Raw genomic sequence first — 24,649 nt, 5'->3', positions numbered from 1 at the left:
TCACAAGGTGGTGGACAGCGGAAATCAAGGCTACGCCTCCCGGACCGTTCCATGCGGACCGGGCCGGTCTTCGTCGTGCAAGTCACATCGAAAGTCGGGTTTCGGCGCAGGAAATGGCGGGAAACAAGCCTGGTTCCGCATTGCTCCGGGTACGCGAGACCGCTGTTACGGCCCCTTGGACCGTACCCCTTGAACAGAACACGCAGAACGTGTCCTTCCGGTTCGAACCCTATGTCAACCTCGCGGTTGATGGATCCCCGGAAGAGTGACGCGGATGCGGCATCCGCGAGCTGATTCGGCCACACCGATCCGTCCGCCGTGCAGATCCACCGCCCAGCGGGCGATCGCCAGGCCGAGACCCGTACCGCCGTCGCTGCCCGGACCGTGCGGGGACGTCACCTCGCCCCGGTTGAAACGCTCGAAGACCCGGTGCCGCTCGGACTCCGGAATGCCGGGGCCCTCGTCCAGGACCTCCAGGTCCAGTGACTCCGGCAGCGCCCCGCGCCGTGCGAGCACCGTGACCCGGCCGTGCGGAGGGCTGTGCTTCACCGCGTTGTCGATCAGGTTCGCCACCACCTGGTGCAGCCGCTCCGCGTCCGCGTGCGCGGTCAGCTCCGGCGGGGACACGTCCAGATGCAGGTGGACGTCCTTGCGGGTGGAGTTGCCGGAGCCGGAGGACAGCCGGCGGTGGCCGGTGGCGAGGTTCGCCTCCTTCAGCACCCCCGACAGGTACGGCCACACCTCGAAACGGCCGGCCCGCAGCGTCACCACGCCGTTGTCCAGCCGGGACAGGTCCAACAGCGTCTCCACCAGCCTGCCGAGCCGCTCGGTCTGCTTGAGGGCCGTGCGCATCGTCTCGGGGTCGGCGGAGGACACCCCGTCCACGACGTTCTCCAGTACGGCTCTCAGCGCCGCGATGGGGGTGCGCAGCTCGTGTGAGACATTGGCCACCAGCTCCTTGCGGTGCCGGTCCACGGCCTCCAGGTCGTCGGCCATCAGGTTGATCGTCTGCGCCAGGTCGCCCAGCTCGTCACGCCGGTCGGCGCCGCTCACCCGTCTGGTGTAGTCGCCGTGCGAGATCGACCGGGCCACGGCCCGCATCTCGTCCAGCGGCGCGGTCAGGCCGTGCGCCACGAACTGGGTGATCAGCAGGGTCGCTATGACCGAGAACACCGTGATGAACCGGAGCTCGGTACGGGTGCGCAGGGCCACCATCAGCAGTCCGGTCGTGATGAACACCGAGACCACGACGAGCGTGCCCAGCTTGGCCTTGATCGAGAACGGCCGCAGCCCCGGTCCGGGCGCGGTCATGGCGCCGGGGTCTCCAGGGCGTAACCGACGCCGTGCACGGTACGGATCCGTTCCGCGCCGATCTTCCGGCGCAGCGCCTTGATGTGGCTGTCGACGGTCCGGGTGCCGGAGGCGTCCGCCCAGTCCCAGACCTCGGCCAGCAGCTGTTCCCGGGAGAGCACCGCGCGCGGCGTGTTGGCCAGGCAGACCAGCAGGTCGAACTCGGTCGGCGTCAGGTGGACGTCGTCCGCCCGCACCCGCACCCGGCGCTGCGCGTGGTCGATCTCCAGCTCACCGAGGCGCAGTATGCCGCTGCGCGGGGTCACGGCGGCCAGCGCGGCCCGCTCGACCCGGCGCAGCAGGACGTGCACCCGGGCCGCCAGCTCACGCATGGAGAACGGCTTGGTCATGTAGTCGTCGGCGCCGACCCCGAGGCCGACGAGCATGTCGGTCTCGTCGTCCCTGGCGGTCAGCATCAGCACCGGCACCGGGCGCTGGGCCTGCACCCGGCGGCAGACCTCCAGCCCGTCGAAACCGGGCAGCATGATGTCGAGCACCATCAGATCCGGCTGCCAGGCCTCGGCCGCGTCCACGGCCGCGGGGCCGTCGAGCGCGGTCTGCACCAGGAAGCCCTCGGCCCGCAGACGGGCGGAAATGGCATCGACGATTGTCGCGTCGTCCTCGACCACCAGCACCCGGCGCTGCGCGCCCGGGGTGGCCGCGACACCGTTGTGGGTGGTGTGTGTCTGTTCCATCGCCCCGCCCCTGCCCGCTCTCACGGAGGCCATTCCCCCGGACGCACGGTTATCGCTTGTGAATTTCGTGGGAGATCCCGCTATCGGTCAGCAGCGTAAAGGCAGCGGGCGGCTCCCGGCTACGCAGGGTGCAAGGGCGTGGGAGCGCGTCGGCCGCGCGGAGGAGGCGGAGTGTCGCGCTTGTGGCGCTTGGCCCCCGGGCGTCCCGGGGGCCCGCATACCCGGCGGGGGGATCTCAGGCGGCACGAATTGCGAGATGGACCACGTCGGGTACACCTCGGGCAACGCCTACTTCTTCGGTTCGAACACCACGGAATCCGGCATTGCGCAAGGCTTGTTCGAACTTCTCGGACGGCTGTGCGGACCACACGGCGAGCACTCCGCCGGGTGTGAGCCGCTGGTGGCAGTCGGCGAGACCGGCGGGGGAGTAGAGGGTTCCGTTGTCCTCCGTGACCGTCCAGTCGGGCCCGTTGTCGATGTCCAGGCACAGGGCGTCGTAACGTTCCGTAGCCGTACGGAGGTGGGCGACGAGATCCGCCGTCAGGACCGCGGTCCGCGGGTCGGCGAGCGCCGCCCGCGAGATCCCGGCCAGCGGCCCGCCCAGGTGCCAGTCCACGATGGCCCGCTCCCGCTCCACCACCGTGATCCGCCCCCAGCGCGGCTCCGCGGCGGCCCGCGCGAGCGAGAACCCGACCCCGAGCCCGCCGATCAGCACCGCCGGGGCCGGCCGGCCGGCGGGCAGCGCGGCGAGCGCGGCGTCGATCAGCAGCCGCTCGGAGCGCCCGTCCGAGGTGTCCATCAGGAAGCACCCGTTGGCGATGATCTCGAAGTCGTCGCCCCGCCGGCGCAGGACGACCTCTCCGTACGGTCCCTCCCGGCGTTCGAGGGTGACGGGGGCGAGTGCGTCGGGGCCGTGGGCGTGGTGCATGGCGCGGGTCTCCGGTGGTTGGTCGACGGCCGGGTCACCGCCGCTCTGTGTCCCGGCCATCCTGGCCCGCCCGGCCGCGTCCGGGCCAGCGGATTGCCCGATCGGGCACCGGCCGGCCCCGTTCGGGGACGGGCCGGGCGCTTCTCCGCCCCGGCGCGCCGGTGGCCTCAGCGCGCCCGTGGCGGCGCGGCGAACGTCACGTCCGCGGCCGGCCGGGTGACCTCGGCGTCGCCGCTGATCGCCCACGCCGCGACCCGGGACACCACGGCGGCCGGAACGGCGGCGTCGATGCCCGGGGCGGCCGGGATGTCCTGCGTCGCGTGGGCGTCGTACGGGAGGACGACCCGGTGGCCCAGGGCCAGGGCGGTACGGGCCGTGGCCTGGACGCACATCTCCGACATCACCCCGCACACGGCGAGGGACTCGACCCCGGCCCCGGTCAGCAGGTCGCCCAGGGAGGTGCCGGCGAAGCCGTCGTCCCTGGTCTTGCGGACGACCTCCGCGGGACCCGCCTCGACGGGAAGGTGCAGTGCCCAGCCCGGGGTGTGCGGCTCGTCGCCCGAGCCGGGTGCGCCGTCGTTCTGGAGGTGGACGACCAGTGCGCCGCCGCTGCGGGCCCGTGCGAGCAGGTCCGCCGTGCGCTCCAGGAGCCCGGCCGCGCCGGGCACCGCCCGGTCACCGCTCACCCCCGCCCGCTGGACGTCCACGACGATCAGGGCCTGTGCGGGGGGCGCGGCAGGGTTCATGGCGTCATCCTGTCCGGCGCCCCCGCGGCCTTCCACCGGATTTCGCCCGGAGCGCACGGCGGAGGGACTACCCGAACCCCGTACGGCGTTGGACACAGGGCACGCGGAGGCAGGCGCAGCGGCGGCCGCCCACGTGATCGCTCACAGCGAACACACCCCGGGGAACATTGAGCGGCTCAGAAGCATTGAGTCTTCATAGCTCAACTTGACTGCCGAAGGGGAGATCATGGCTACTGAGTCCAATGCGGTCACACCGCTCACCCTGCCTGTGCTGCCGCTCGACGACGAGGTCGTGCTGCCCGGGATGGTGGTACCTCTGGACCTGTCCGACAACGACGTACGCGCCGCGGTGGAGTCCGCCCAGGCCGCGGCCCGCGAGGGCGGCGGCAAGCCCGAGGTGCTGCTCGTTCCGCGCATCGACGGCACCTACACCGGGATCGGTGTCATCGGCACCGTCGAACAGGTCGGACGGCTCTCCGACGGAGACCCCGGCGCGCTCATCCGCGGCCGTGGCCGGGTGCGGATCGGTGCCGGGACCAGTGGGCCCGGCACGGCGCTCTGGGTGGAGGGGACCCGGGTCGACTCCACCGTCCCCGATCCCCTTCCCGGCGCCGCCGCCGAGCTGGCCAAGGAGTACAAGGCGCTCGCCACCAGCTGGCTGAAGCAGCGCGGCGCCTGGCAGGTCGTGGACCGGGTCCAGCAGATCGAGGACCTCTCCACGCTCGCCGACAACTCCGGATACTCGCCCTTCCTCACCGTCGCCCAGAAGGTGCGGCTGCTGGAGACCACCGACGCGGTCGCCAGGCTGAAGCTCGCCATCCAGTGGCTCGGCGAACACCTCGCCGAACAGGACGTCGCCGAGTCCATCGCCAAGGACGTCCAGGAGGGCGTCGACAAGCAGCAGCGCGAGTTCCTGCTGCGGCGCCAGCTCGACGCCGTACGCAAGGAGCTCTCCGAACTCAACGGTGACTCCGGCTCCGGCGACGAGTCCGACGACTACCGGGCCCGCGTCGAGGCCGCCGATCTCCCCGGGAACGTGCGCGAGGCCGCGCTCAAGGAGGTCGACAAGCTGGAGCGCTCCTCCGACCAGAGCCCCGAGGGCTCCTGGATCAGGACCTGGCTCGACACCGTCCTCGAACTGCCGTGGACCGAGCGGACCGAGGACGCCTACGACATCCGCGGCGCCCAGGCGATCCTGGACGCCGAGCACGCGGGCCTCCAGGACGTGAAGGAGCGCATCACCGAGTACCTGGCGGTGCGCAAGCGGCGCGCGGACCGCGGTCTGGGCGTCGTCGGCGGCCGGCGCGGCGGCGCCGTGCTGGCCCTGGTCGGTCCGCCCGGTGTGGGCAAGACCTCGCTCGGGGAGTCCGTCGCGCACGCCATGGGCCGCAAGTTCGTCCGCGTCGCCCTCGGCGGTGTCCGGGACGAGGCCGAGATCCGCGGCCACCGGCGCACCTACGTCGGCGCGCTTCCCGGGCGCATCGTCCGCGCGATCAAGGAGGCCGGTTCGATGAACCCGGTCGTCCTGCTCGACGAGATCGACAAGGTCGGCTCCGACTTCCGGGGCGACCCGGCCGCCGCGCTCCTCGAAGTGCTCGACCCGGCCCAGAACCACACCTTCCGCGACCACTACCTGGAGGTCGAACTCGACCTCAGCGACGTCGTCTTCCTGGCCACCGCCAACGTCCTGGAAGCGATCCCGGAGGCCCTCCTCGACCGGATGGAGCTGGTCAGGCTCGACGGCTACACCGAGGACGAGAAGGTCGTCATCGCCCGCGACCACCTGCTCCCGCGCCAGCTGGAGCGGGCCGGCCTGGAGAAGGACGAGGTCACCCTCGACGAGTCCGCGCTGCGGAAGCTGGCCGGCGAGTACACCCGTGAGGCCGGCGTGCGGAACCTGGAGCGGGCCGTGGCCCGGCTGCTGCGCAAGGTCGCGGCCCAGCACGAACTGGGTGACCGGGAGCTGCCGTTCACGGTGACCGACGAGGACCTGCGCGCACTCATCGGGCGGCCGCACCACGTGCCCGAGGCCGCCCAGGACCCGGCGGAGCGCCGCACCGCGGTGCCGGGAGTGGCCACCGGTCTCGCGGTGACCGGAGCCGGCGGAGACGTGCTCTTCGTGGAGGCGTCGCTCGCCGACCCGGAGACCGGGGCGTCCGGACTGACCCTCACCGGCCAGCTCGGCGACGTCATGAAGGAGTCCGCGCAGATCGCGCTGAGCTTCCTGCGGTCGCACGGCGCGGAGCTGGAACTGCCGGTCGCGGACCTCAAGGACCGGGGCGTGCACATCCACTTCCCGGCGGGCGCGGTCCCCAAGGACGGCCCGAGCGCGGGCATCACCCTGACGACCGCGCTGGCCTCGCTGCTCTCCGGACGGCAGGTCCGTACGGATGTGGCGATGACCGGTGAGGTGTCACTGACCGGGCGGGTGCTGCCGATCGGCGGCCTGAAGCAGAAGCTGCTGGCCGCCCACCGCGCGGGCATCACCACCGTGGTGATCCCCCAGCGCAACGAGGCCGACCTGGACGACGTCCCGGCCGAGGTGCTGGAGAAGCTGGACGTCCACCCGGTCACCGACGTCCGCCAGGTACTGGACATCGCCCTCGCCCCGGCCCTGGCCAGGGCGGAGCGGAGGATCCCGGCCGCCGCGTAGGTCTCACGCAGTGACGGGCGTGGCACCACGGGCACGGCCGGTACGGACGGTCCGCCTCCCCGGCGACGGGGGAGCGGGCCGTTTCGCGTACCCGGACGTGCGGCGGCTCGGGGCGGGGATTCCCCGGGGACCCGCTCAGGGGCGGTAGATCGTGCCCGGGACCGGCTCGGCGGGGGCCATCAGCTGGGGCACCGTCACGAAGGTGTAGCCGCGCTTCTTCAGCTCGTCGATGATGCCGGGCACCGCGGGCACCGAGCCCTTGTAGATGTCGTGCAGCAGGATGATGCCGTCCTTGCTCGCCTGATCGAGTATCCGCTTCTTGATCAGCGCGGAGTCCGTCGTCGAGTAGTCCTTGGCGGTGGCGCTCCAGAGGATCTGGGAGAGTCCCAGATCCTTGCTTATCCCGGAGACGGTGTCGTCGGTGCGGCCCTGCGGCGGGCGCATCAGCCGCGGCTTCTTGCCGGTGATCGCCGCTATCGCGTTCTGCGTCTTCTCCAGCTCGGCGCGTATCTGCGCGGGCTTCTTGTCCGTCAGGATCTCGTGCGACCAGGTGTGGTTGGCCACCTCGTGTCCCTCGGCCTCGATCCGGCGGACGGTGTCGGGGTGCTTCTTCACATGGTTCTTGCCCAGCAGGAAGAAGGTCGCGTGGACCTTCTCCTTCTTGAGGATGTCCAGCAGGTGCGGCGTGGCCTCGGCGGGCCCCGCGTCGAAGGTGAGGGCTATGCACTTGGCCTTGCGGCAGTCCACCGGGCCGAACGACCCCTTGGAGTCCGAGCCGGCGTCGGCTCGGGCGGAGCCGGGGGCGGTGGTCTCCATCGAGCAGCCGCTGAGCGTCAGGGTGAGGGCTGTCACAAGGGCGACGGCCAACCCCGTACCGACGGACTTCGTCCTACTGGGCAAAACAGGTCACTCCCTCGTGGCTGAACGGCGCACACGCCGTGCGCCCGTGAGGACTATACACATGGCGTATACATGTGGTGCATAGAGGGGTGTCTGTCTCTCCTGAACGCCTCATGCCTGGTCAGGGGCGTAAAACGGGAGAACCCGGCGACAGGGTGCGTCACCGGGATCTCCTGCGGGAACGGCGTGCCGGGCGGTCGCCGGCGCGGTGGCTCAGCCGTTGGCCAGCGCCTGTACGCGGTCGAGGGCGCCGTTGAAGTGGCTGTGGTCGCCGACCGTGGGGCCGGTCGAGGTGTACTGCCACATCGTGTAGAAGCCCCAGCCGGCCGGGAGCGCGCCGACCGTGCTGTCGTAGCGGGCCACCCAGAGCGGGTTGGTGGTGCCGAAGCCCGCATTGTTGCCCGTGCAGGTCTGCCACCAGCTCGTCGCGGTGTAGATGACCGCGTCGCGTCCGGTGCGCGCCTTGTAGGTGTTCACGAAGTCGCGGATCCAGGAGACCATCGCGGCCGGGGTCTTGCCGAAGCACTGGTCGCCGTACGGATTCCACTCGATGTCGAGTGCGCCCGGCAGTGTCTTGCCGTCCCTGGACCAGCCGCCGCCGTGGTCGACGAAGTAGTTGGCCTGGACGGCGCCGCTCGTCGTGTCCGGGGTGGCGAAGTGGTACGAGCCGCGGATCATCCCGACGTTGTACGAACCGTTGTACTGCTGGGCGAAGTCCTCGTTGGTGTAGTACGTGCCCTCCGTCGCCTTGACGTAGGCCCACTTGACGCCGCTGCTCCACAGGGCCGCCCAGTTCACGGCGTTCTGATGACCGCTGACGTCCACGCCCTCGGTCTGGACGGCGCGGGTGCCGACCGGCAGTCCGCCCCGGCCGTCGTGGGCGGCGACACCCATGCCCATGGTGGCGGAACCACGGGCGGGCTTGGTGGGATCCCCGGTGGCCGGGTTGCCCGTGGCGCCGGCGGCGCCGGGCAGGGCTATGAGGAGGGAGAGTGCCGCGAGCAGGGTTCCCGCGGCTGCGAGGCGCGAGCGGCGGACTGTCTTGGAGCCGGATCTGTGCACGGGCATTGCGTGCCTCCGAGGCTTCAGTGGGGGGAGCTGCTGATTCAGGGACCGGTGAATCCACCCCTGGGGGACGGCATGGTGTGAACATGCCATGCAGCACGCTACGCACGTAGACCCGCACTGCGGAAGGGGGCCTGGGCGGTGCCGTTGGTCTACTCCTGCGAAATACTGGCGGAGCTGCGGCGATGACCAGCGGTGAAAGAAACTTTCAGCGGCAGGAAAGCTCATGAGGGGTGTTGACGTGCACGGGAGCGAAAGAGGGAGTGAACCCGGCGCAGCCGGGGGAAGTGGTGTGGACCACGAATTCCTGGCCCTTGAGCTGGAGTTGGCGGTCTTCCTGCGCCGTGCTCGGGCGAATTCCGGCGAAATGGCGCGCGAGGTGCACCCGGAGCTGGAGGCGGCCGCCTACGGGCTCTTCGTGCGCCTGGAGTCGGCGGGCCGGCAGCGGGCCACGGACCTCGCGTCGTACTTCGGGGTTGGAAAAGCCACCATGAGCCGTCAACTCCGCGCCCTGGAGGGCCTCGGACTGGTGGCACGCGAGCCCGATCCGGCCGATGGGCGGGCCTTCCTCGTCCAGCTCACCGACGAGGGCCTCGACCGCTTCCGGCACGTCCGCGACGCGCGCAGGGACCGGTACGTGCGCAAGCTCGCGGACTGGGACCGGGCCGAGGTGGCGGAACTGGCCCGGCTGCTGCACCACTTGAACGCCCGCGCGGAGGACTGACGGCGGCCCGCCCCCGGGCGGGCCTCACAGCTCCGCGTAGACCGCCGTCGCGTCGTCGTGCGTCTTGCTCCGCCGCAGCCGCGCACGGTCCGTGTCCGCGTCCTCCAGGGCCCGGACCCGCTCGATCAGCCCCTGCGGGCCCTCCTTGCGCAGGACTCCGAGACAGGCCGTCCAGTCGCCCTCGCCGAACATCTCCGTCCAGCGGCTCGCGCCGTCCGTCATCGCGGCCAGGGCCCGCACCTCGGCGAGGGGCGTGCGCCCGGTCACCGCCCGGTGCGCCACGGCCGGATCGGCGGCGGCGGTGAAGAAGCCGCCCTCCTTGTTCCGGAACCGCCCGTCGGCGATCGCCTCCGAGGCGAGCGAGCCCGGCGGCAGCCGGTCGAGCCGGTCGTCCAGCAGGGCGCGTACGGTCCCGTCGGGCGATTCCAGGAGCAGGACGGAATCGGACAGGACCAGGTGTTCGATCTCGGTCCCGTCCCAACGCACCAGGACGACGGTTGCCTGCGGTGTGCGCACGTGAGAAAGGTCACACAGGGAACGGTGCGTGTCGGCGGTGCGCCGAATGGACTCGGCCAGGATCTCCCGCAGGGTCAGATCCCGTCGCGAACCCGACAGTTCGACCAGGGCGCCGCCCAGCCGTGCGGTGAACCACGGGACGGAGTGCACACAACCGTCGTCCCCTTGTGGCGGAGTGACCCCGTCCAGCAGCACCAGCCCCCCACCCTGGCCGGAAGCGGGCAGGACGGTGGCGGTCCAGTCCTCGTTCGGGCGCCCGGGGATACCGGCGGCGGTGGCGAGCTCCATACGCATGCGGCCAGTCTGCACGACGCCTTCACGAGGCCTGCACGGGGCTGGGGACACCCCGTAGCAGCAGGTCAGGAGGGCGGCTGGAGCGGAAGTAAGTACCCCGTCAGGGGTGCGGGCGGGCATCCTGCCAAAGCCTGCCCGGAAGTTCCAGCCAGGCGTCCAGGTGTGCCGTCGGGGCCCCGCGGGGAGACTTGTTCGCCAACTCAGGAGTGTTGTTCACTCGTTCGAGTGGCGGAGCGGTTGATGTGCGCCCCCCTCTCAAAAGCACTGGAATGGTCAGAAGCCGTACCAGGGGTCGGGGCGCTCCTTCAAGTGGCCGTGCGTCACCTCTGCTTCAAGGCGGACGAGTCAAGATTGTGAGCACCGGTGCAGAAGAAGCGGCCTCGGAGCAAGGGCGGCAAGAACAGCGGTTCCGAGGTGGCGCCTTCGGCGCCGGCTGAAGGCGGGCGCCGCGTGCGCGTCCGCAGTCGGCTGGTCGCGGGAGTCGCGGTCGTCGGGATCACCGTCATAGCCGCGGGGGCCCCGGCAGCCCTCAGCGCCTCCTCCGATCTGACCGACTCGCAGCGGCTGGTCACCCTCGCGGAGCTGAACCAGCAGGCCATCGCGCTGGCGCACTCCCTCGCGGACGAGCGCGACGAGGTCACCGCGTACATCGCGGCCGGCCGGCAGGGGAAGCCCGGCGGGACCGGCGCCACCGGGAGCCGGAGCGCCCGCGTCGACCAGCAGGTGGACGAGATCGAGGACGCGGCCCCGGCCGTCCTGCGCCGCGACCTCTCCACCATCCCCTCGCTGCGCCGCGACGCGGTCAGCGGCAAGGGATCCGCGCTGGAGGCCCATCAGTCGTACTCCGAGGTCATCGCCAAGCTCCACGGCCTCGCCGACGAACTCGCGGAGAAGACCCCGCCGCGCGCCGCCGGCTCCGGCCGCGCCCCGCTCGCGCTCGGGCAGGCCACCGAGCACGCCTCGGCCACCCGGGGGCTGCTGCTCGCCGCGCTCGCCGTGCCCCGCAAGGAGCCGGTGACACAGACCGACCCGTTCACCGGGCTGCCCGTCCAGACCCAGGACGAGGGCGACACCAAGGACGACCGCACCCGCGACGAGCTGAGCGCCGCCGCCCAGCAGGCCAGGGTCGGCGAGCTCTCCTCGCTCGCCGACTTCGACCAGGCGGCCGGGGCCACCGCCCGCGACAAGCTCGCCTCCACCGTCACCGGCCCCGAGGTCAACAGCGCGGAGAAGTACCTCGCCGAGCTCACCGACCGCCCCGAGCTCTCGGACTCCGACCAGAAGGTCGACAGCAAGAAGACCGGATCGGCGCTCTCCGCCAGGATCGACAGGATGCGAAGCGTCGAGTCCGCGCTCGGCACCGCCCAGGTCCACCGGCTGGAGCAACTGCGCGACGACGACGTCACCGCGCTCGAACTGCGGATCGCGCTGCTCGGCGGCTGTCTGCTGATCGCCGTCGGCGTCTCCACCGCCGTGGCCCGCACCCTCACCCAGCCGCTCGCCGTGCTGCGGATCGGCGCCGCCCGGCTCGCCACGGAACCCGACAACGCGGAACCGGTCCGCTACACCGGCCGCAACGACGAGTTCGCCCAGGTCGTACGGTCCATCAACACCCTGCACGGCCGGCTGCACGGACTGCTCCACGAGCTCAACGGACGGTTCGACAGCCTGGAGAGCGAGCGCGCCGAGCTGATCGCCGGCCGCGAGGCACTCACCATCCAGCGCGCCGAACTCCAGGTCCACACGGCCGATCTGACGGCCCAGCTGGAGAAGCTGAAGAACACCGTCCACCACACCTTCGTCAACCTCTCGCTGCGCAACCTCGGCCTCGTCGAGCGCCAGCTCGGCGTCATCGAGTCGCTGGAGGAGCGCGAGCAGGACCCGGACCGGCTCGCCACCCTCTTCAAGCTCGACCACATGGCCACGGTCATGCGCCGCCACAGCGAGAACATGCTCGTCCTCGCGGGCGCCGAGCACGGACACGGACACCCGGGACCGATTCCGCTGGTCGACGTCCTGCGCGCGGCGGTCAGCGAGATCGAGCGGTACGAGCGGGTCACCATCCAGTCCCTGCCGCCGCACGCCCAGATCGCCGGATTCGCCGCCGACGACCTCAGCCACCTCGTCGCCGAACTCCTGGAGAACGCCACCTCCTTCTCGCCGCCCGACTCCCATGTCCAGCTCTCCGGCTGGCTGCTGGAGACCGGCGAGGTGATGCTCTCCGTGCAGGACGAGGGCATCGGCATGTCGTCCGTGCGGATGGGCGAGCTCAACACCCGGCTGGGCGACCCGTCGCTCTTCGAGGCGGGCGAGCAGAACGCGGACGGCGCCGGTCTCGGCCTCCAGGTGACGTCGCTGCTGGCCGCGCGCCACGCCGTACGGGTCCAGCTGCGCGAGCAGAAGGGCAGCGGGGTGACCGTCGTCGTCGTACTGCCCAAGGCCCTGCTGCCGACGGCGCCGCCGGCCGCCACCCCGCCGCCGGTCACCGCACCCGGTGACGCGCCCACCCTGAACCTGCCGGGATCGATCGCCGAGGCCAACTCCAACGCACTGCCGAGCCGCACCCCGGCACTGCCCGTCGACCCGCTGATCGCGGCGGCCGAGCAGACGATCGCCGAGTCCGAGTCCGGGGCCGCCGACGCGCCCTCCGCCGAGAGCTCTCCCCAGGCCGTCCCCGACCACGCGCCCCCCGCCGAGCCCGAGCCGGAGGCGGCGTCCGAGCTGACCCCGCAGGCCGCGAACCCGACGCACTCCGAGCAGCCCCCGGAGTCCGAGGCCGAGATCACGATGCAGGTCAGGCTGCCCCGGGTGCCCGAGTCCGACGACGCACCCGAGGCCGTCCACGCCCCCGCCTCCCAGGACGGCCCCGAGTCCACGCTCGCGTCCGGCCCGTACGCCATCGGCCCCGACCGCCACGAACGCACCGCCGACGGGGGCCCGCAGCCGGGGGACACCCCGGTGCACACCCCGCCCCCCGCACCCGGCACCGCCTCCGTGGCCGACGTGCTGCCCGGCCCGCGCCGCCCGGAGCCCGGGAGGATCACCGACAAGGGGCTGCCCAAGCGCACCCCCAAGGTCGTCGCGCCCACCGCGGCCCCCGCGGCCGACCGCAAGGGCGGTGTGGACAAGGACGCTCTGCGCCGCCGCCTGGGCGGCTTCCACCAGGGCGCGAAGGACGGCCGCAGGGATGTCGAGGCGGAGATCGCCGAATCGTCCGCCACGCCGGAGTCCGCCGTTCCGGCCGACCGCACCGCGCGTACAGGCCACACTGAGGCGGCCGACCGTACCGACGGTCGAACCGATGAGACGGGGGACACAGTCGAGGAGGCACGCAGTTGACTGCGCCCAGCACATTCGGGCTGAGCACCGAGGCCCGGAACCTTCAGTGGTTGCTCGGCAATCTGGTGGAGGAGGTGCCAGGGGTTCACTCGGTCACCGTCGTCTCGTCCGACGGCCTGATGCTGCTCTCCTCCGACCCCGGCCACCAGTCCGCCCCGACGGAGGCCCGGAAGGACGGCCCCCGGGGTTCCAGCGCCGACCTCGCGACCATCGTCTCCGGTATCGGCAGCCTCACCATCGGCGCCGCGAAGCTGATGGAGGGCGGCGGCGTCAAGCAGACCATGGTCGCCATGGAGGAGGGCAGCGTCTTCGTCATGTCGATCAGTGACGGCTCACTCCTCGGTGTGCACGCCACCCCGGACTGCGACATGAGCGTCATCGCCTACCACATGGCGCTCTTCGTCGGCCGTGCCGGCCACGTACTCACCCCCGAACTCCGCAGTGAGCTGCGCAAATCGATGGAGAGCGCCCAGTGACCCCCGCCGCCGAACCGGCCCGCAGGCTCCCCGTCCGGGGGGCGGAGAAACGGCCCGCACGGGTCCGCCCGTACTCGCTCACCGGTGGCCGTACCCGGTTCGGCCACGTCCTGCTCGTCGAGACGTTCGTGGCCGCGATCGAAGCACCCGACGAGCGCCGCGAACTGACCAACGGGAACCTGGCCTCGCGCGTCATGCCGGAGCTCCAGGCCATCGTCGAGATCTGCCGCCGGATGCGTACCGTCGCGGAGATCTCCGCACTGCTGAAGATGCCGCTCGGCGTGGTCCGGGTGCTGCTCAGCGACTTGGCCGACCAGGGAAAGATCCGCGTGTACGGGACCGGGCACGGCACCGGCCAGCCCGACCGCGCACTGCTCGAAAGGGTGCTCAATGGACTCCGCCGTCTCTGAGTCGCCGCTCTTCGCCCCGCGTCAGCCGGGACCCGGGGACCAGGCCGACGAAGCGTTGCAGGCCTGGCAGCTGGACCGCACCAGGGCCCCGATCGCCACGAAGATAGTGGTCGCGGGCGGCTTCGGTGTGGGCAAGACGACCTTCGTGTCCTCGGTCTCCGAGATCACCCCGCTGAAGACCGAAGCGATGATGACCCAGGCCAGCGAGGAGACCGACGACCTCAGCGCGACGCCCGACAAGGTCACCACGACCGTCGCCATGGACTTCGGCCGGCTCACGCTCGCCGACGACCTCGTGCTGTACGTCTTCGGCACACCGGGTCAGGAGCGCTTCTGGTTCATGTGGGACGACCTGGTGCGCGGCGCGATCGGCGCGGTCGTGATGGCCGACACCCGCCGGCTCGCCGACTGCTTCCCGGCCCTCGACTACTTCGAGAGCAGCGGACTGCCGTACATCGTGGCCGTCAACCACTTCGAGGGAACACCGGGGTTCGAGGCCGAGGACGTCAGGGAGGCCCTGACCGTACCTCCGCACGTACCTGTTGTGATCATGGACGCGCGTCACAGGATCACCGTCGTCGAGGCGCTGCTGTCCCTGGTGGGCCACGCCCTCGACGCAACCCCGGCATAGCCCGTACGTCACACACAACGGAGAACCGCGATGCGGAAGATACTCATAGTCGGAGCCGGTCAGTCCGGGCTCCAGCTCGCTCTGGGACTGCAGTCCAGAGGGTACGAAGTCACCCTGATGTCCAACCGCACCGCCGACGAGATCCGTTCGGGCCGGGTCATGTCGACCCAGTGCATGTTCCACACCGCGCTCCAGTACGAGCGGGACTACCAGCTCAACTTCTGGGAGTCCCAGGCCCCGCGCATCGAGGGCCTCGGTGTCTCGGTCGCCGCGCCCGACTCCTCGCGCGCCGTCGACTGGGTCGGCAAGCTGGACGGCTTCGCCCAGTCCGTGGACCAGCGCGTGAAGATGGCCGGCTGGATGGACACCTTCGCCCAGCGCGGCGGACAGCTCGTCATCCACGGCGCGGCCGTCTCCGACCTGGACTACTTCTCCCGCACGTACGACCTGGTGATGGTCTCGGCGGGCAAGGGCGAGCTGGTCTCCATGTTCGGCCGGGACGCCTCGCGTTCGCCGTTCGACGCCCCGCAGCGCGCCCTGGCCGTCGCGTACGTCCACGGCATGGGCCCGCGCCCCGAGCACCCCGAGTTCGACGCGGTCCGCTGCAACCTGGTCCCGGGCGTCGGCGAGCTGTTCGTGATGCCGACCCTGACCATGTCGGGCCGCGCCGACATCCTGTTCTGGGAGGGCGTACCGGGCGGTCCTCTCGACGTCTTCCAGGACATCAAGGACCCCTCGGAGCACCTCGCCAAGACGCTGGAGCTCATGGAGCGGTTCACCCCGTGGGAGTACGCACGTGCCACGAAGGTCGAACTGACCGACGCCAAGGGCACCCTGACGGGCCGTTACGCACCGACCGTCCGCAAGCCGATCGGCCGGCTGCCCGGCGGCGGTCTGGTGCTCGGCGTCGCGGACGTGGTCGTCGCCAACGACCCGATCACCGGGCAGGGTTCCAACTCGGCCTCCAAGTGCGCGAACGCCTACCTGGACTCGATCATCGAGCACGGCGACGGCGAGTTCGACGCGGCGTGGATGCAGTCCACGTTCGACCGCTACTGGGACACCGCCCAGCACGTCACGAAGTGGACGAACGCGATGCTCGGCGTCCCGCCGGAGCACGTGCTGAATCTGATCGGCGCCGGCGGCCAGCTCCAGCCGGTCGCCGACCGCTTCGCGAACGGGTTCAACGACCCGGCGGACTTCGACAACTTCTTCTTCGAGCCCGAGAAGACGAACGCGTACCTCGCCTCGTTCGCGGGTCCGGCCGCCTGAGCGCCCCGTACCGCCTGAACGAACCGGCCGGACCGGGACCCGCCGCCCTCGCCGGTGGTCCCCGGCCCGGCCGGCGCGCGTGCGGCGGCCGTTATCCGGTGGGGGCCGTGGAGACGCTGTAGCCCTCGTCGGAGCCCGTGGAGGCCCCCTGGGGGAGCTTCGGCGGCTTGTACGTACGCAGCGGGGTGCTCTCCGGGTCCGGCCGGACAGCGCCCAGCAGCGGATTCGACGCCAGCGGTGAGACCTTCACCCGGGAGCCCGGCCGGGGCGCCTGCACCACCAGGCCGTTGCCGATGTACAGCGCCACGTGCGTGGCCTTCGGGAAGTAGATCACCAGATCACCCGGGCGCAGCGCGCTCACCGGCACCTTCCGCAACTGCCGCCACTGCTCCTGCGAGGTCCGCGGAATGGTGCGGCCGGCGCTGGCCCAGGCCTGCGAGGTGAGGCCGGAACAGTCGAACGAGCCGGGACCCTCCGCGCCCCACACGTACGGCTTGCCGATCTGCCGGACCGCGTACCGTACCGCCTCGCCGCCCTCCCGCGACGGCGGCCGGGTCGAGGACAGGGAGCCGGAGGCGGCCAGCGCGCCCTGGGCCTCGGCGGTGCCCTTCTGTTCGAGGCCGGACAGCTCGGTGAGCTGGCCTGCGGAGAGCGTGGCGAGCATCGCCTCGACCTCCTTGAGGCGCTTGTTCACCGCGTCGCGTTCCTTCTTCTGCCGTGCGGCCAGCACCTGCTGCCGGTCGAGCACCTTGCGGGACTCCCTCGCCAGCTCGTCGGCACGCTTCTCTGCGCCGGTGAGCCGCTTCACGGCCGCCACCCGCCCGGCGGCCAGCCGCTGGATGACCTGCCCCTGGTCCAGTGCCTGTTGGGGGTCGCGGGACAGCAGCACCCGCAGGTACGAGGAGAAGTCGGAACGGCCCTGGTACTGCTCGCGGGCCAGCCGCCCGGCGGCGTCGCGGCCGCGCGACAGCGAGAGCCGGGCGGCGACGAGGGAGGAGTCCAGCTTCGCCGCCTCCGCCTTCCGCTTCTTCAGCTCGGCTGCCGTCCCGTTGTAGGCCTCGGTGGCCTCCTCCGCCTGCCGGTACAGGTTCTGGAGCCGGCTCAGCAGCGCGGCGGGACTGCCGGCGGCCGCCTCCGGGGCGGCGGCGCCCGCGCTGCCGGTGCCGGGGTCGGCGGGTACGGGGGAGGGGGCGGCCTCGGCGGCGGCCGGCGAGGTCACGACGACGGCTGCCAGCGCCGTCGCACAGATGGAGCGCAAGACACTGCCCGGCACGACATCACCTCCGATAGCGGGGTGAATCGTCGGACTACCCCATAAGTGAGCGCAATTCCTCCATACGCTCACCTGCCGTCAGGTGATTCAAGGACCGGGGCGCGTGGCGGCGGCCCGATCCCCCGGAAGGCGGTGGACCGGGCCGCCCTCCGGGCCCGCGGTCAGTCGACCGGGAACGCGTAGAACACCCGGTCGCGCCGGACGACCGCGCTCTTCCCGGACACCAGCACCTGGTACCTGGTGGTGGCCGTCGCGCCCTTCGGGTCCTGCTCCCCGATGTCCTGGAACTTCCACAGCCGCCGCCCGTCGGCCGCCGCGAACGCGGTGACCTGGCCGGAGCTCGCCGCGAGCAGCGTCCCGCCGGTGCCGCTGACGGTGATCACGGGAGTCACGTCGGTGCGCGGCCCCTCCGTCGACCGCAGCCAGCGCAGCCGCCCCGTCTCCCGGTCGACCGCGCCCACCTCCTGGTTGCTGTTGGTGGTGTGCAGCAGCGCGCCGGCCTCGACCGCGTTCCCGAAGTGGGAGCCGCGGCTGCCGTTGAGCGTCCACCTCGGCTTCCCGTCGGACGTCCCGAAGGCCCGGAGATCGTCACCGGCGGCCGCGTACAGCAGGCCGTCCGCGTCGCCCACGGCCGCACCGCCGGGCGTGACACCGGCGAACGACTCGGTCCACTTCGCCTTTCCGGTCTTCCGGTCGAAGCCGCGGAACCTGCCCTTCCCCTTGGCCGCCTTCACGTCCGCCGGGGTGAGCGACAGCTGGCTCTGCCGTACGACGATGTCGTCCGTCCGCACCGCGATCAGCCGGTACACCGGCGCGGCCGGGCCGCGGCCGTTGGGCACCGGTGTGCGCCACAGCTCCTTGCGCTGCTCGATGTCGTACCCGAACAGGAACGACGTGACGACCTGCTTGTCCTTCCCGCGCTTCTTGCCCTTCTTCGGCTTGGGGGCCTTCACGGTGGTCCTGGTGGAGCCGGTGAACCAGACGGTGGACCCGGACGCGCCGACGAGTTCGGGCACCGTCAGGTGCGGAGCGCCGTCGAACCCGTCGGCGTACGCCACCCGGTGGGCCACCCGGCCGTCCTTCGCCGACAGCCACAGGAACTCGGCCGGACCCGCGACGAAGCAGAACTCCTTGCCGGCCGGCAGGGCGGCCTGGCCCTTCGCGGCGTCCGCGCTCTCCCAGACCCGGCGGCCGGTGCGCAGGTCGAGGGCGGACGCGTGGGTCTCGTCGGTCACCACCAGCAGCCGGTCGTTCCAGACGGCCGCGGTCAGGGGGGCGGGCTCGGACTCCGGGTGCGTGTGGATCCAGCGCGGCTGCGGAGGCAGTCCCGCGATGACGGGCCGGCTGGTGCTCGGGGAGGGCTTGGCGTCGTCCGCGGACTTCGCGTCGTCGCCCGACCCGAGCGCCAGCACCCCGCCGCCCCCGACGAGGAGCCCGGCGGCGCCGGCCGCCGCCGCGATCAGCACGGTCCGGCGGTCGGCAGCGGCGGGCCGGGCGGCGGCCGGGAGCGGGGCGGCGGGAAGGGGCGCCGCGGGGGCGGGTGCGGGCAGGGCCCGGGGAGCCGGCGGCCCGGCGGGGAGGGCGGCCGGGGGGCCGGGCAGCTCACGCGGCATCGAGAGCTGGGCCGTCGCCAGATCGGGCCGAGGGGCGCGGTGGTCGATGATCCCGAACTGGGCGGTCCGGGTGTCCCGGCCGGGATCGGGGGGCCCGGACCCGCTGTCGGCGGGCGGCGTCGCGGGCACCACGGCGTCCTGCACGTCCTGCGTGCCCGCCGGGTCCTCGGCGGCGGGCGGTGCGGCCTCCAACGCCTGGGCGCGTACGCCTTGTTCGGCCACGGCTGCCGACAGCGGGGCCGGCAGCCAGTGGCTGCCCCTCGCGAGCCCGGCCGCGCCCTCCAGGGCCAGTTCCGCGGCCACCGCACCCGCCGTCGGCCGGCCGGCCGGGTCCTTCGCCAGGCAGCGGGCGACCAGATCGCGCAAGGTGTCCGGCACGGCGGCCAGTTCGGGGTCGGTGTGGGCGATCCGCTCGGCGGCCTCCGCCGCCGGACCGTCCGCCAGCGGGGTACTGCCGGTCGCCGCGTACGCGAGCAGCAGGCCCAGCACGAAGAGGTCGGAGGCCGGACCGGCCTCCCGGCCCTCGACCTGCTCCGGGGTCAGGTAGCCGAGCCGCACGGAGAGCTGCCCGCCCGGCCGCGCCTCCGCGTCGGCCGCCGCACCCAGCGGGCCGAACGCGGTGAGCCGCGGCCCGTCCGCGGCCAGCAGCACCGTCCTGGGGGAGAGGCCCTGGAGCACGGATCCGGTGGCGTGCACCCGGGAGAGGGTCTCCGCGACGCCCGCGCCCAGTATCCGCACGGCACGCTCGGGGAGCGGCCCGGCCGTCTCGATCGCCTCGGCGAGGGTCACCGCCGGCACGTACTCCGAGGCCGTCCACGGCAGGTCGTCGTCCCCGGCCCCGTCCGTACGGGTGTCGAGCTGCGTCGCCACCCAGCCGCCGGCCAGCCGGTCCGCGGTCCGCGCCTCCGCCTGGAAGCGCCGCCGGAAGGCGGGCAGCGCGGCCAGCGCGGGCCGCGCCGCGGTGATCACGGCGAGTTCCCGCGGGGCCGTGCCGCGCGCGAGGTACTGCACCGCCGCGGCCGTCTCGCGCAGCCGTGCCAGCGTCGTGTACGGGCCGAAGCGGCGTGGATCGTCCTGACGCAGCGCTTCCATGGCGCACCCCCTGTGTGACCGTCCTCGGACCGGATCATCGATCCTACGGTCTCCCCCGCGACGGGAAGCCTCGCCCCGATTCACCCCATATGCGTCATCCCGGCTTCGACCAGGGCCACTTGGGGCTGTGGCGCTCACGGCCGCCGGGGGCGAACTCGTAGACCCAGCCCCGCTGGATCCCCAGCCGCTTGGAGTGTCCGGCCGGGACCCGCCGGTACGCGTACACGGTGGCCGGACCGCCGTCGGCGTCCGGGACCGGGACCTCGTACCACTTGGGCGGGTGGCCGGTCGCGCCGACGAGGACGGGCAGGACCCGTCCGTCCAGCGGCCCGCCGGTGAAGGGGGTGTTCTCGCTTCTCACCGCCCCAGTCTGACCGATCAGCCCGGGGGCAGCAGATGTGCCGCCTCGCCGACCACCGGGATCAGCCGGTCCGCCAGCCGGCCGGCCGGGCCCGCCGCGGTCTCCAGGGGCAGCAGCTCGGCCACGGCGGCGGCGGTCGCCGGGTCCGTGGCCGCGGTGACCGCGAGGAGTCCGATGAACTGGTCGACGAGCCAGTCGCGCAGCTCGGAGGCGGCGGGCTGCTTCTCCTCGTCCAGCCAGATCAGCGAGGCGGCCTCGACGGCCGCGATCCAGGTGCGCACCATCATCCGCAGCCGCGGCCCGGGATCGCTGCCCGCGCCCCGGCCCAGGTGCAGGAGTATCTGGTCGGCCGCCGCCCGGCGCACCTCGTCGACGATGGTGCCCGTACGGGACGTCTCCGCGACGCTGCCGCCGCGCAGCAGTGCGCTGAAGCCGGCGTCGTGCTCGTCGACGAAGGTGAGGTAGCGGTCCAGGACCCGCGTCACCCGTTCCGTGGGCGGGCCCACGGCCGGTTCGGCGAAGCACAGGATCAGTTCCTCGGCGGCGGACCTGAGGGCCGCCTCGTACAACTGCTGGCGTCCGCCCGGGAAGTAGCGGTAGACCAGCGGCCGGGAGACCCCGGCGACCGTCGCGACCTCGTCGAGCGAGACCTCGTCGGGGGCCCGGTGCGCGAAGAGGGTGAGTGCCGCACCGAGGAGCTGGGTGCGCCGTTCCTCGACGCTGAGCCTTCGGTACGCACGGTTCGGCGGCGCGGCTGCGGCAGGGGTCATACCGGCCAGCGTAAGCGCTGGCGCCGTGTCCGGGACCGTCAGGCGAGCAGGCCCGAGCTCTTCCACAGCCTGCGTCCCACCCCGTTGAGGACTCCGATGTCGTCGAAGAAGTCGGTCAGCCGCTTGGCGCCCGACCGCATGACCTCGGCCCGGTGCCCGCTCGCCCGCACCTGGGCCACGGCCTCCTGGGGGTTCAGCCCGACGTTCGCGTACACCTGCGGATTGACGAAGCAGACGGAGAAGACGCGGGCCGCCTGGCCGCAGCTGACCCGGGTGAGCTCGCGCTCCCAGCGGGGCGCGGTCACCATCTGGCGGCGCAGTTCCTCGCGGGCGTAGCGGACGTGCCGGGCCTCCTCGACCACATGGATGCGGGTCACGCCGCGCACCAGGGTCTGGACGCGCTCGTCGGGGAAGGTCAGCCGCTGCATCCAGTCGAGGATCTCCTCGCCGAGCAGGGTGGCCGCGAACGAACCGGGCGTGGTGGAGACGGTCTTCAGCACCCGGGCGAGGTTGTGGTACCTCTGCGGGACCGGGTAGCAGGGCGCCCCGCCCCAGGTGATCATCCGGCCGAACATCATCGAGTGCCGGCACTCGTCGGCTATCTCGGTGAGCGCGTAGCGGACGTGGTTGCTGGTCACCGGCTTGTCGTAGATGTGCCGCACCAGCAGCTGCATGAGGATGATCTCGAACCAGATGCCGAGCGAGGCCAGCGAGGCCGCCTCGTGCCGGGCCAGGTCCTGCCGCTGCTCCTGCGACATCCTCCGCCACATCGGGGTGTCGTAGAGGGAGATCAGCTCGGGCGGCCAGAACCACTTGCCGTCCTCGGCCGCCGCGTCCCAGTCCAGCTCCTTGTCGGGGTCGAAGGAGTGCTTGGCGGAGGCCTCCAGCAGCCGTTCGGCGATCTGCTCGCGGTCCCGGAGCGGTCCGAGGGCGTCGCGGAGCAGCTGTATATCGTGTTCGGTCACTGACGTCATGGCTGGAGGCACCTCACACATGGGTTACCGGCGGTCACTCGTTATGAGACCGTCTGTCAGCAAGCTCGTCAATCCCTTGCGCACGACTTGTTGACCCGGCGTCTACCAACGTGTGAACCTGCCAACTGAGCCAATCGACAGGTGACTTGTCGAAGCATGCGAGGCGAAGGAGCCGTCCATGTCGACCCACGACCTCTACACCACCGCCCCCGACCAGCCGCTGTGGACGGTGCCCGCCTCGGGCGCCGCCCGCTTCAGCTGGGACTACGACGACGGCCGCGAGCGCCTCCTCGCCCTGTACCAGAAGGGCAAGGACAAGCAGTGGGACGGCAACAAGCGCATCGACTGGAGTCTTGAGGTCGATCCCACCGACCCGCTCGGCACCCCCGACGAGGCCCTCACCCTGTACGGCACCCCGCACTGGGCGAAGATGACCGAGAAGGACCGGGGCGAGCTGCGCAAGCACTACACCTCCTGGCAGTTCAGCCAGTTCCTCCACGGTGAGCAGGGGGCGATGGTCTGCGCGGCCCGGATCGTGGAGTCCGTCCCCGATCTGGACGCGAAGTTCTACTCCGCGACCCAGACCATGGACGAGGCCCGGCACGCGGAGATCTACGGCCGGTTCCTGCACGAGAAGATCGGGATGCTGTACCCGGTCAACGACAACCTCCAGGGCCTCCTGGGCGACACCCTGCGCGACTCCCGCTGGGACATGCCCTACCTCGGCATGCAGGTCCTCATCGAGGGGCTGGCCCTGGCCGCCTTCGGCATGATCCGCGACACCACGACCAAGCCGCTGCCCAAGCAGATCCTCGCGTACGTCATGCAGGACGAGGCCCGCCATGTGGCCTTCGGCCGGATGGCGCTGCGCGACTACTACAAGCAGCTGAGCGACGCGGAACTGCGCGAGCGCGAGGAGTTCGTCATCGAGGGCTGCTACCTGATGCGCGACCGGCTCAGCGGAGTGGAGGTGCTGGAGAACTTCGGCATCGCCAAGCAGGAGGCCAAGGATCTCTCCGAGCACTCCGAGTACCTCCAGCTCTTCCGCAAGCTGCTGTTCAGCCGCATCGTCCCGTGCGTCAAGGACATCGGGCTGTGGGGCGAGCGGCTCCAGAAGGCGTACGTCGACATGGGCGTCCTCGAACTCGGCGACTCCAGCCTGGACCTGCTCATGGCCCAGGACGAGGAAATAGCCGAACAGCTGGACCGGGACCGCTTCGAGGCCGAGGAGCAGGCGCGGGTGGCGGAGGTCGCGGAGGCGATCGCGGACGGCGGGACGGAGCAGCCGGCTTCCTGAGCGGGGCGGCTTCCTGAGCGGGGCGGCGGCGGACCACCCGGCCCGGCGGTGGCCCGCCCGCCGGGCCGGTGACGGGTCGCGGCCTGTGAACGGTCGCGCTCCGTACGGGGCGGTGCCGCCCGCACCGCGCACTCCACGCACACGAGGTCCTCGCGCTCGTCCCACGGCGCGGTGCCGGTGAAGCCGAACCGCTCGGCTGTCACGGCCGCGCACCGGGCAGCGCCCTTTCCGCCGCACCGGCCATTCCGAGCAGCGGGACATCGGCTCCCCGCCGCGCCACCAGGTGGAGCCCGACCGGGCAGCCGTCAGCGGTGAACCCGGCGGGCATGCTCGCCGCCGGATGCCCACTCAGGTTGAACGCCCAGGCCAGGGCGGTGGAGAAGAGCTCGCCCGGTCCCTCGTGGCCGTGCGGGCGGTTGGGGGTGACCGGGGTGAGGAGCAGGGGCGCGTCCGCGAAGAGGGCGTCCAGCCTGCGGTCGTTCTCCCGCCGGAGCTCCTCGTCGGACGCCGCCGCCCGGCCGTCGCGTACCGCCTGCCAGGCCGCCGCCGGGTCGAGCAGTTCGCAGCGGGTGTCCGCGAGCCGGATCACCCCCGCCGCCGCCAGCCGCCGCACCGCGCCCCGCACCACCGCCTCGACCTCCGGGTCGACGTCCGCGTACCCGAGGTCCGGGCTGTAGACGGCACGCAGCGGCAGCTCCGTCACGGCGGGTTCGTACGTGTCCAGGACGCAGCGCAGATACAGCTGCGCGTGCGCGGCGGACCGGGCCAGCACCCCGGCGGAGGCGAGCCCCGAGCGGTCGGGGGAGGGCAGCAGGCCGTTGGTCGTCTTGAGACCGAACACCCCGCACCAGGCCGCCGGGATGCGGACCGACCCGGCCCCGTCGCTCCCGGTCGCCAGCTCCACCAGCCCCGCCGCGACCGCCACCGCCGAGCCCGCGGAGGAACCGCCCGGCGTCCGGTCGGACCGCCACGGGTTGACCGTGCGGCCGTGGGCGCCGAGACCCCAGGTCTGCCAGTGCGTGCCGGGGCCGGGCACGGACGTCGAGCCGACCGGGACACCGCCCGCCGCGATCAGCCGCCGGGCCGCGTACGAGCGGATACCGGCGGGGCCCTTCACCGCGAACGGGAGCCCGGCCAGCGGCAGCAGGGACGCGCCGGGCAGCCGGGCCAGCGCCTCCTCGCGCCAGACGTCGAGGAAGGCGCGGAGCCGCGGGTCCTCCCGCTCGATCGCGGCCAGCACCCCGGGCACCTGCCTGGAAGCCGTCATGCG

21 protein-coding genes are annotated in these 24,649 nt (G+C 72.0%); 8 read left to right on the top strand and 13 right to left on the bottom strand.

The genetic code is table 11. The features are described 5' to 3' along the window. Positions 1–234: 234 nt before the first annotated feature. The 4 genes from ACIO3R_RS07980 to ACIO3R_RS07965 form a co-directional block, all read right to left on the bottom strand. Entirely contained in the window at positions 235–1,311 is a 1,077-nt protein-coding gene (locus tag ACIO3R_RS07980) for an ATP-binding protein (protein WP_385038684.1), read from the bottom strand. Continuing rightward, positions 1,308–2,045, bottom strand: a complete 738-nt coding sequence (locus tag ACIO3R_RS07975; protein WP_014154105.1) for a response regulator transcription factor — start codon at positions 2,043–2,045, stop codon at positions 1,308–1,310. The genes ACIO3R_RS07980 and ACIO3R_RS07975 overlap by 4 nt, the downstream gene beginning before the upstream one ends. 235 nt (positions 2,046–2,280) lie before the next feature. After that, positions 2,281–2,973, bottom strand: a complete 693-nt coding sequence (locus ACIO3R_RS07970; RefSeq protein WP_385038714.1) for a spermidine synthase — start codon at positions 2,971–2,973, stop codon at positions 2,281–2,283. 167 nt (positions 2,974–3,140) lie between these two features. Continuing rightward, the gene (locus ACIO3R_RS07965; RefSeq protein ID WP_402104399.1) at positions 3,141–3,719 is read right to left on the bottom strand and encodes an isochorismatase family protein; all 579 of its coding nucleotides are present in this window, start codon (positions 3,717–3,719) and stop codon (positions 3,141–3,143) included. A 226-nt stretch (positions 3,720–3,945) separates the two neighbouring features. On the opposite strand from ACIO3R_RS07965, the gene lon reads away from it, so the two are divergent. Beyond that, on the top strand, positions 3,946–6,372 hold the full coding sequence (gene lon / locus ACIO3R_RS07960; RefSeq protein ID WP_385038690.1) for an endopeptidase La: 2,427 nt from the start codon (positions 3,946–3,948) through the stop codon (positions 6,370–6,372). Between the two features lie 135 nt (positions 6,373–6,507). Here lon and ACIO3R_RS07955 read toward each other — a convergent pair whose 3' ends face one another. Together ACIO3R_RS07955 and ACIO3R_RS07950 are read right to left on the bottom strand one after the other, a co-directional pair. Beyond that, positions 6,508–7,188, bottom strand: a complete 681-nt coding sequence (locus ACIO3R_RS07955) for a polysaccharide deacetylase family protein (protein WP_363025958.1) — start codon at positions 7,186–7,188, stop codon at positions 6,508–6,510. Positions 7,189–7,485: 297 nt separating this feature from the next. Further along, entirely contained in the window at positions 7,486–8,340 is an 855-nt protein-coding gene (locus ACIO3R_RS07950; RefSeq protein ID WP_385038692.1) for a lysozyme, read from the bottom strand. Between the two features lie 223 nt (positions 8,341–8,563). Between ACIO3R_RS07950 and ACIO3R_RS07945 the strand changes: the two genes are divergently transcribed. Continuing rightward, positions 8,564–9,061 (top strand): MarR family winged helix-turn-helix transcriptional regulator, encoded by a 498-nt coding sequence (locus ACIO3R_RS07945; protein ID WP_385038695.1) that lies wholly within the window; start codon positions 8,564–8,566, stop codon positions 9,059–9,061. 24 nt (positions 9,062–9,085) lie between these two features. Here ACIO3R_RS07945 and ACIO3R_RS07940 read toward each other — a convergent pair whose 3' ends face one another. Further along, positions 9,086–9,871 (bottom strand): protein phosphatase 2C domain-containing protein, encoded by a 786-nt coding sequence (locus tag ACIO3R_RS07940; protein WP_402104396.1) that lies wholly within the window; start codon positions 9,869–9,871, stop codon positions 9,086–9,088. Positions 9,872–10,234: 363 nt separating this feature from the next. Between ACIO3R_RS07940 and ACIO3R_RS07935 the strand changes: the two genes are divergently transcribed. From ACIO3R_RS07935 to ACIO3R_RS07915, 5 genes are read left to right on the top strand one after another with little or no spacing between them, the layout of a single operon-like run. Continuing rightward, positions 10,235–13,210: a nitrate- and nitrite sensing domain-containing protein gene (locus tag ACIO3R_RS07935; RefSeq protein ID WP_402104394.1), complete on the top strand. Its 2,976-nt coding sequence runs from the start codon at positions 10,235–10,237 to the stop codon at positions 13,208–13,210. Further along, positions 13,207–13,686 carry a roadblock/LC7 domain-containing protein gene (locus ACIO3R_RS07930; protein ID WP_385038705.1) on the top strand — a complete coding sequence of 160 codons (480 nt, stop codon included), beginning with the start codon at positions 13,207–13,209 and terminating at the stop codon, positions 13,684–13,686. Before ACIO3R_RS07935 ends, ACIO3R_RS07930 begins: the two co-directional genes overlap by 4 nt. Further along, positions 13,683–14,096 (top strand): DUF742 domain-containing protein, encoded by a 414-nt coding sequence (locus ACIO3R_RS07925; RefSeq protein ID WP_402104389.1) that lies wholly within the window; start codon positions 13,683–13,685, stop codon positions 14,094–14,096. The genes ACIO3R_RS07930 and ACIO3R_RS07925 overlap by 4 nt, the downstream gene beginning before the upstream one ends. Then, positions 14,077–14,727: an ATP/GTP-binding protein gene (locus ACIO3R_RS07920; protein WP_385038709.1), complete on the top strand. Its 651-nt coding sequence runs from the start codon at positions 14,077–14,079 to the stop codon at positions 14,725–14,727. The genes ACIO3R_RS07925 and ACIO3R_RS07920 overlap by 20 nt, the downstream gene beginning before the upstream one ends. A 30-nt stretch (positions 14,728–14,757) precedes the next feature. After that, positions 14,758–15,999 (top strand): styrene monooxygenase/indole monooxygenase family protein, encoded by a 1,242-nt coding sequence (locus ACIO3R_RS07915; protein WP_402104387.1) that lies wholly within the window; start codon positions 14,758–14,760, stop codon positions 15,997–15,999. A gap of 91 nt (positions 16,000–16,090) precedes the next feature. Here the strand turns inward: ACIO3R_RS07915 and ACIO3R_RS07910 are convergent, their stop codons facing one another. The 5 genes from ACIO3R_RS07910 to ACIO3R_RS07890 form a co-directional block, all read right to left on the bottom strand. Further along, positions 16,091–17,272: an NlpC/P60 family protein gene (locus tag ACIO3R_RS07910; protein WP_402104384.1), complete on the bottom strand. Its 1,182-nt coding sequence runs from the start codon at positions 17,270–17,272 to the stop codon at positions 16,091–16,093. 161 nt (positions 17,273–17,433) lie between these two features. Then, complete coding sequence (locus ACIO3R_RS07905) at positions 17,434–19,977, bottom strand: PQQ-binding-like beta-propeller repeat protein (protein WP_402104382.1); 2,544 nt, start codon at positions 19,975–19,977, stop codon at positions 17,434–17,436. Between the two features lie 94 nt (positions 19,978–20,071). Next, a complete protein-coding gene (locus ACIO3R_RS07900) occupies positions 20,072–20,338 on the bottom strand; it encodes a hypothetical protein (RefSeq protein WP_385036124.1) in 267 nt (88 codons plus the stop codon). Positions 20,339–20,355: 17 nt separating this feature from the next. Next, positions 20,356–21,108: a TetR/AcrR family transcriptional regulator gene (locus ACIO3R_RS07895; RefSeq protein WP_402104379.1), complete on the bottom strand. Its 753-nt coding sequence runs from the start codon at positions 21,106–21,108 to the stop codon at positions 20,356–20,358. A gap of 38 nt (positions 21,109–21,146) precedes the next feature. Continuing rightward, positions 21,147–22,082, bottom strand: coding sequence for a diiron oxygenase (locus ACIO3R_RS07890; protein WP_402104376.1), 936 nt, complete (start codon positions 22,080–22,082; stop codon positions 21,147–21,149). A gap of 178 nt (positions 22,083–22,260) precedes the next feature. Here ACIO3R_RS07890 and ACIO3R_RS07885 point away from each other — a divergent pair, with 178 nt between their 5' ends. After that, positions 22,261–23,379, top strand: a complete 1,119-nt coding sequence (locus tag ACIO3R_RS07885; protein WP_385036121.1) for a ferritin-like domain-containing protein — start codon at positions 22,261–22,263, stop codon at positions 23,377–23,379. A gap of 199 nt (positions 23,380–23,578) precedes the next feature. Here ACIO3R_RS07885 and ACIO3R_RS07880 read toward each other — a convergent pair whose 3' ends face one another. Then, entirely contained in the window at positions 23,579–24,646 is a 1,068-nt protein-coding gene (locus ACIO3R_RS07880; protein WP_402104373.1) for an amidase family protein, read from the bottom strand. Positions 24,647–24,649: the final 3 nt, after the last annotated feature.

Source organism: Streptomyces sp. NPDC087428 (genome assembly GCF_044744085.1).
Lineage (GTDB): Bacteria > Actinomycetota > Actinomycetes > Streptomycetales > Streptomycetaceae > Streptomyces.
Note: the sequence above shows the minus strand (reverse complement) of the source record. Positions and strands in the feature narration are given on the sequence as shown.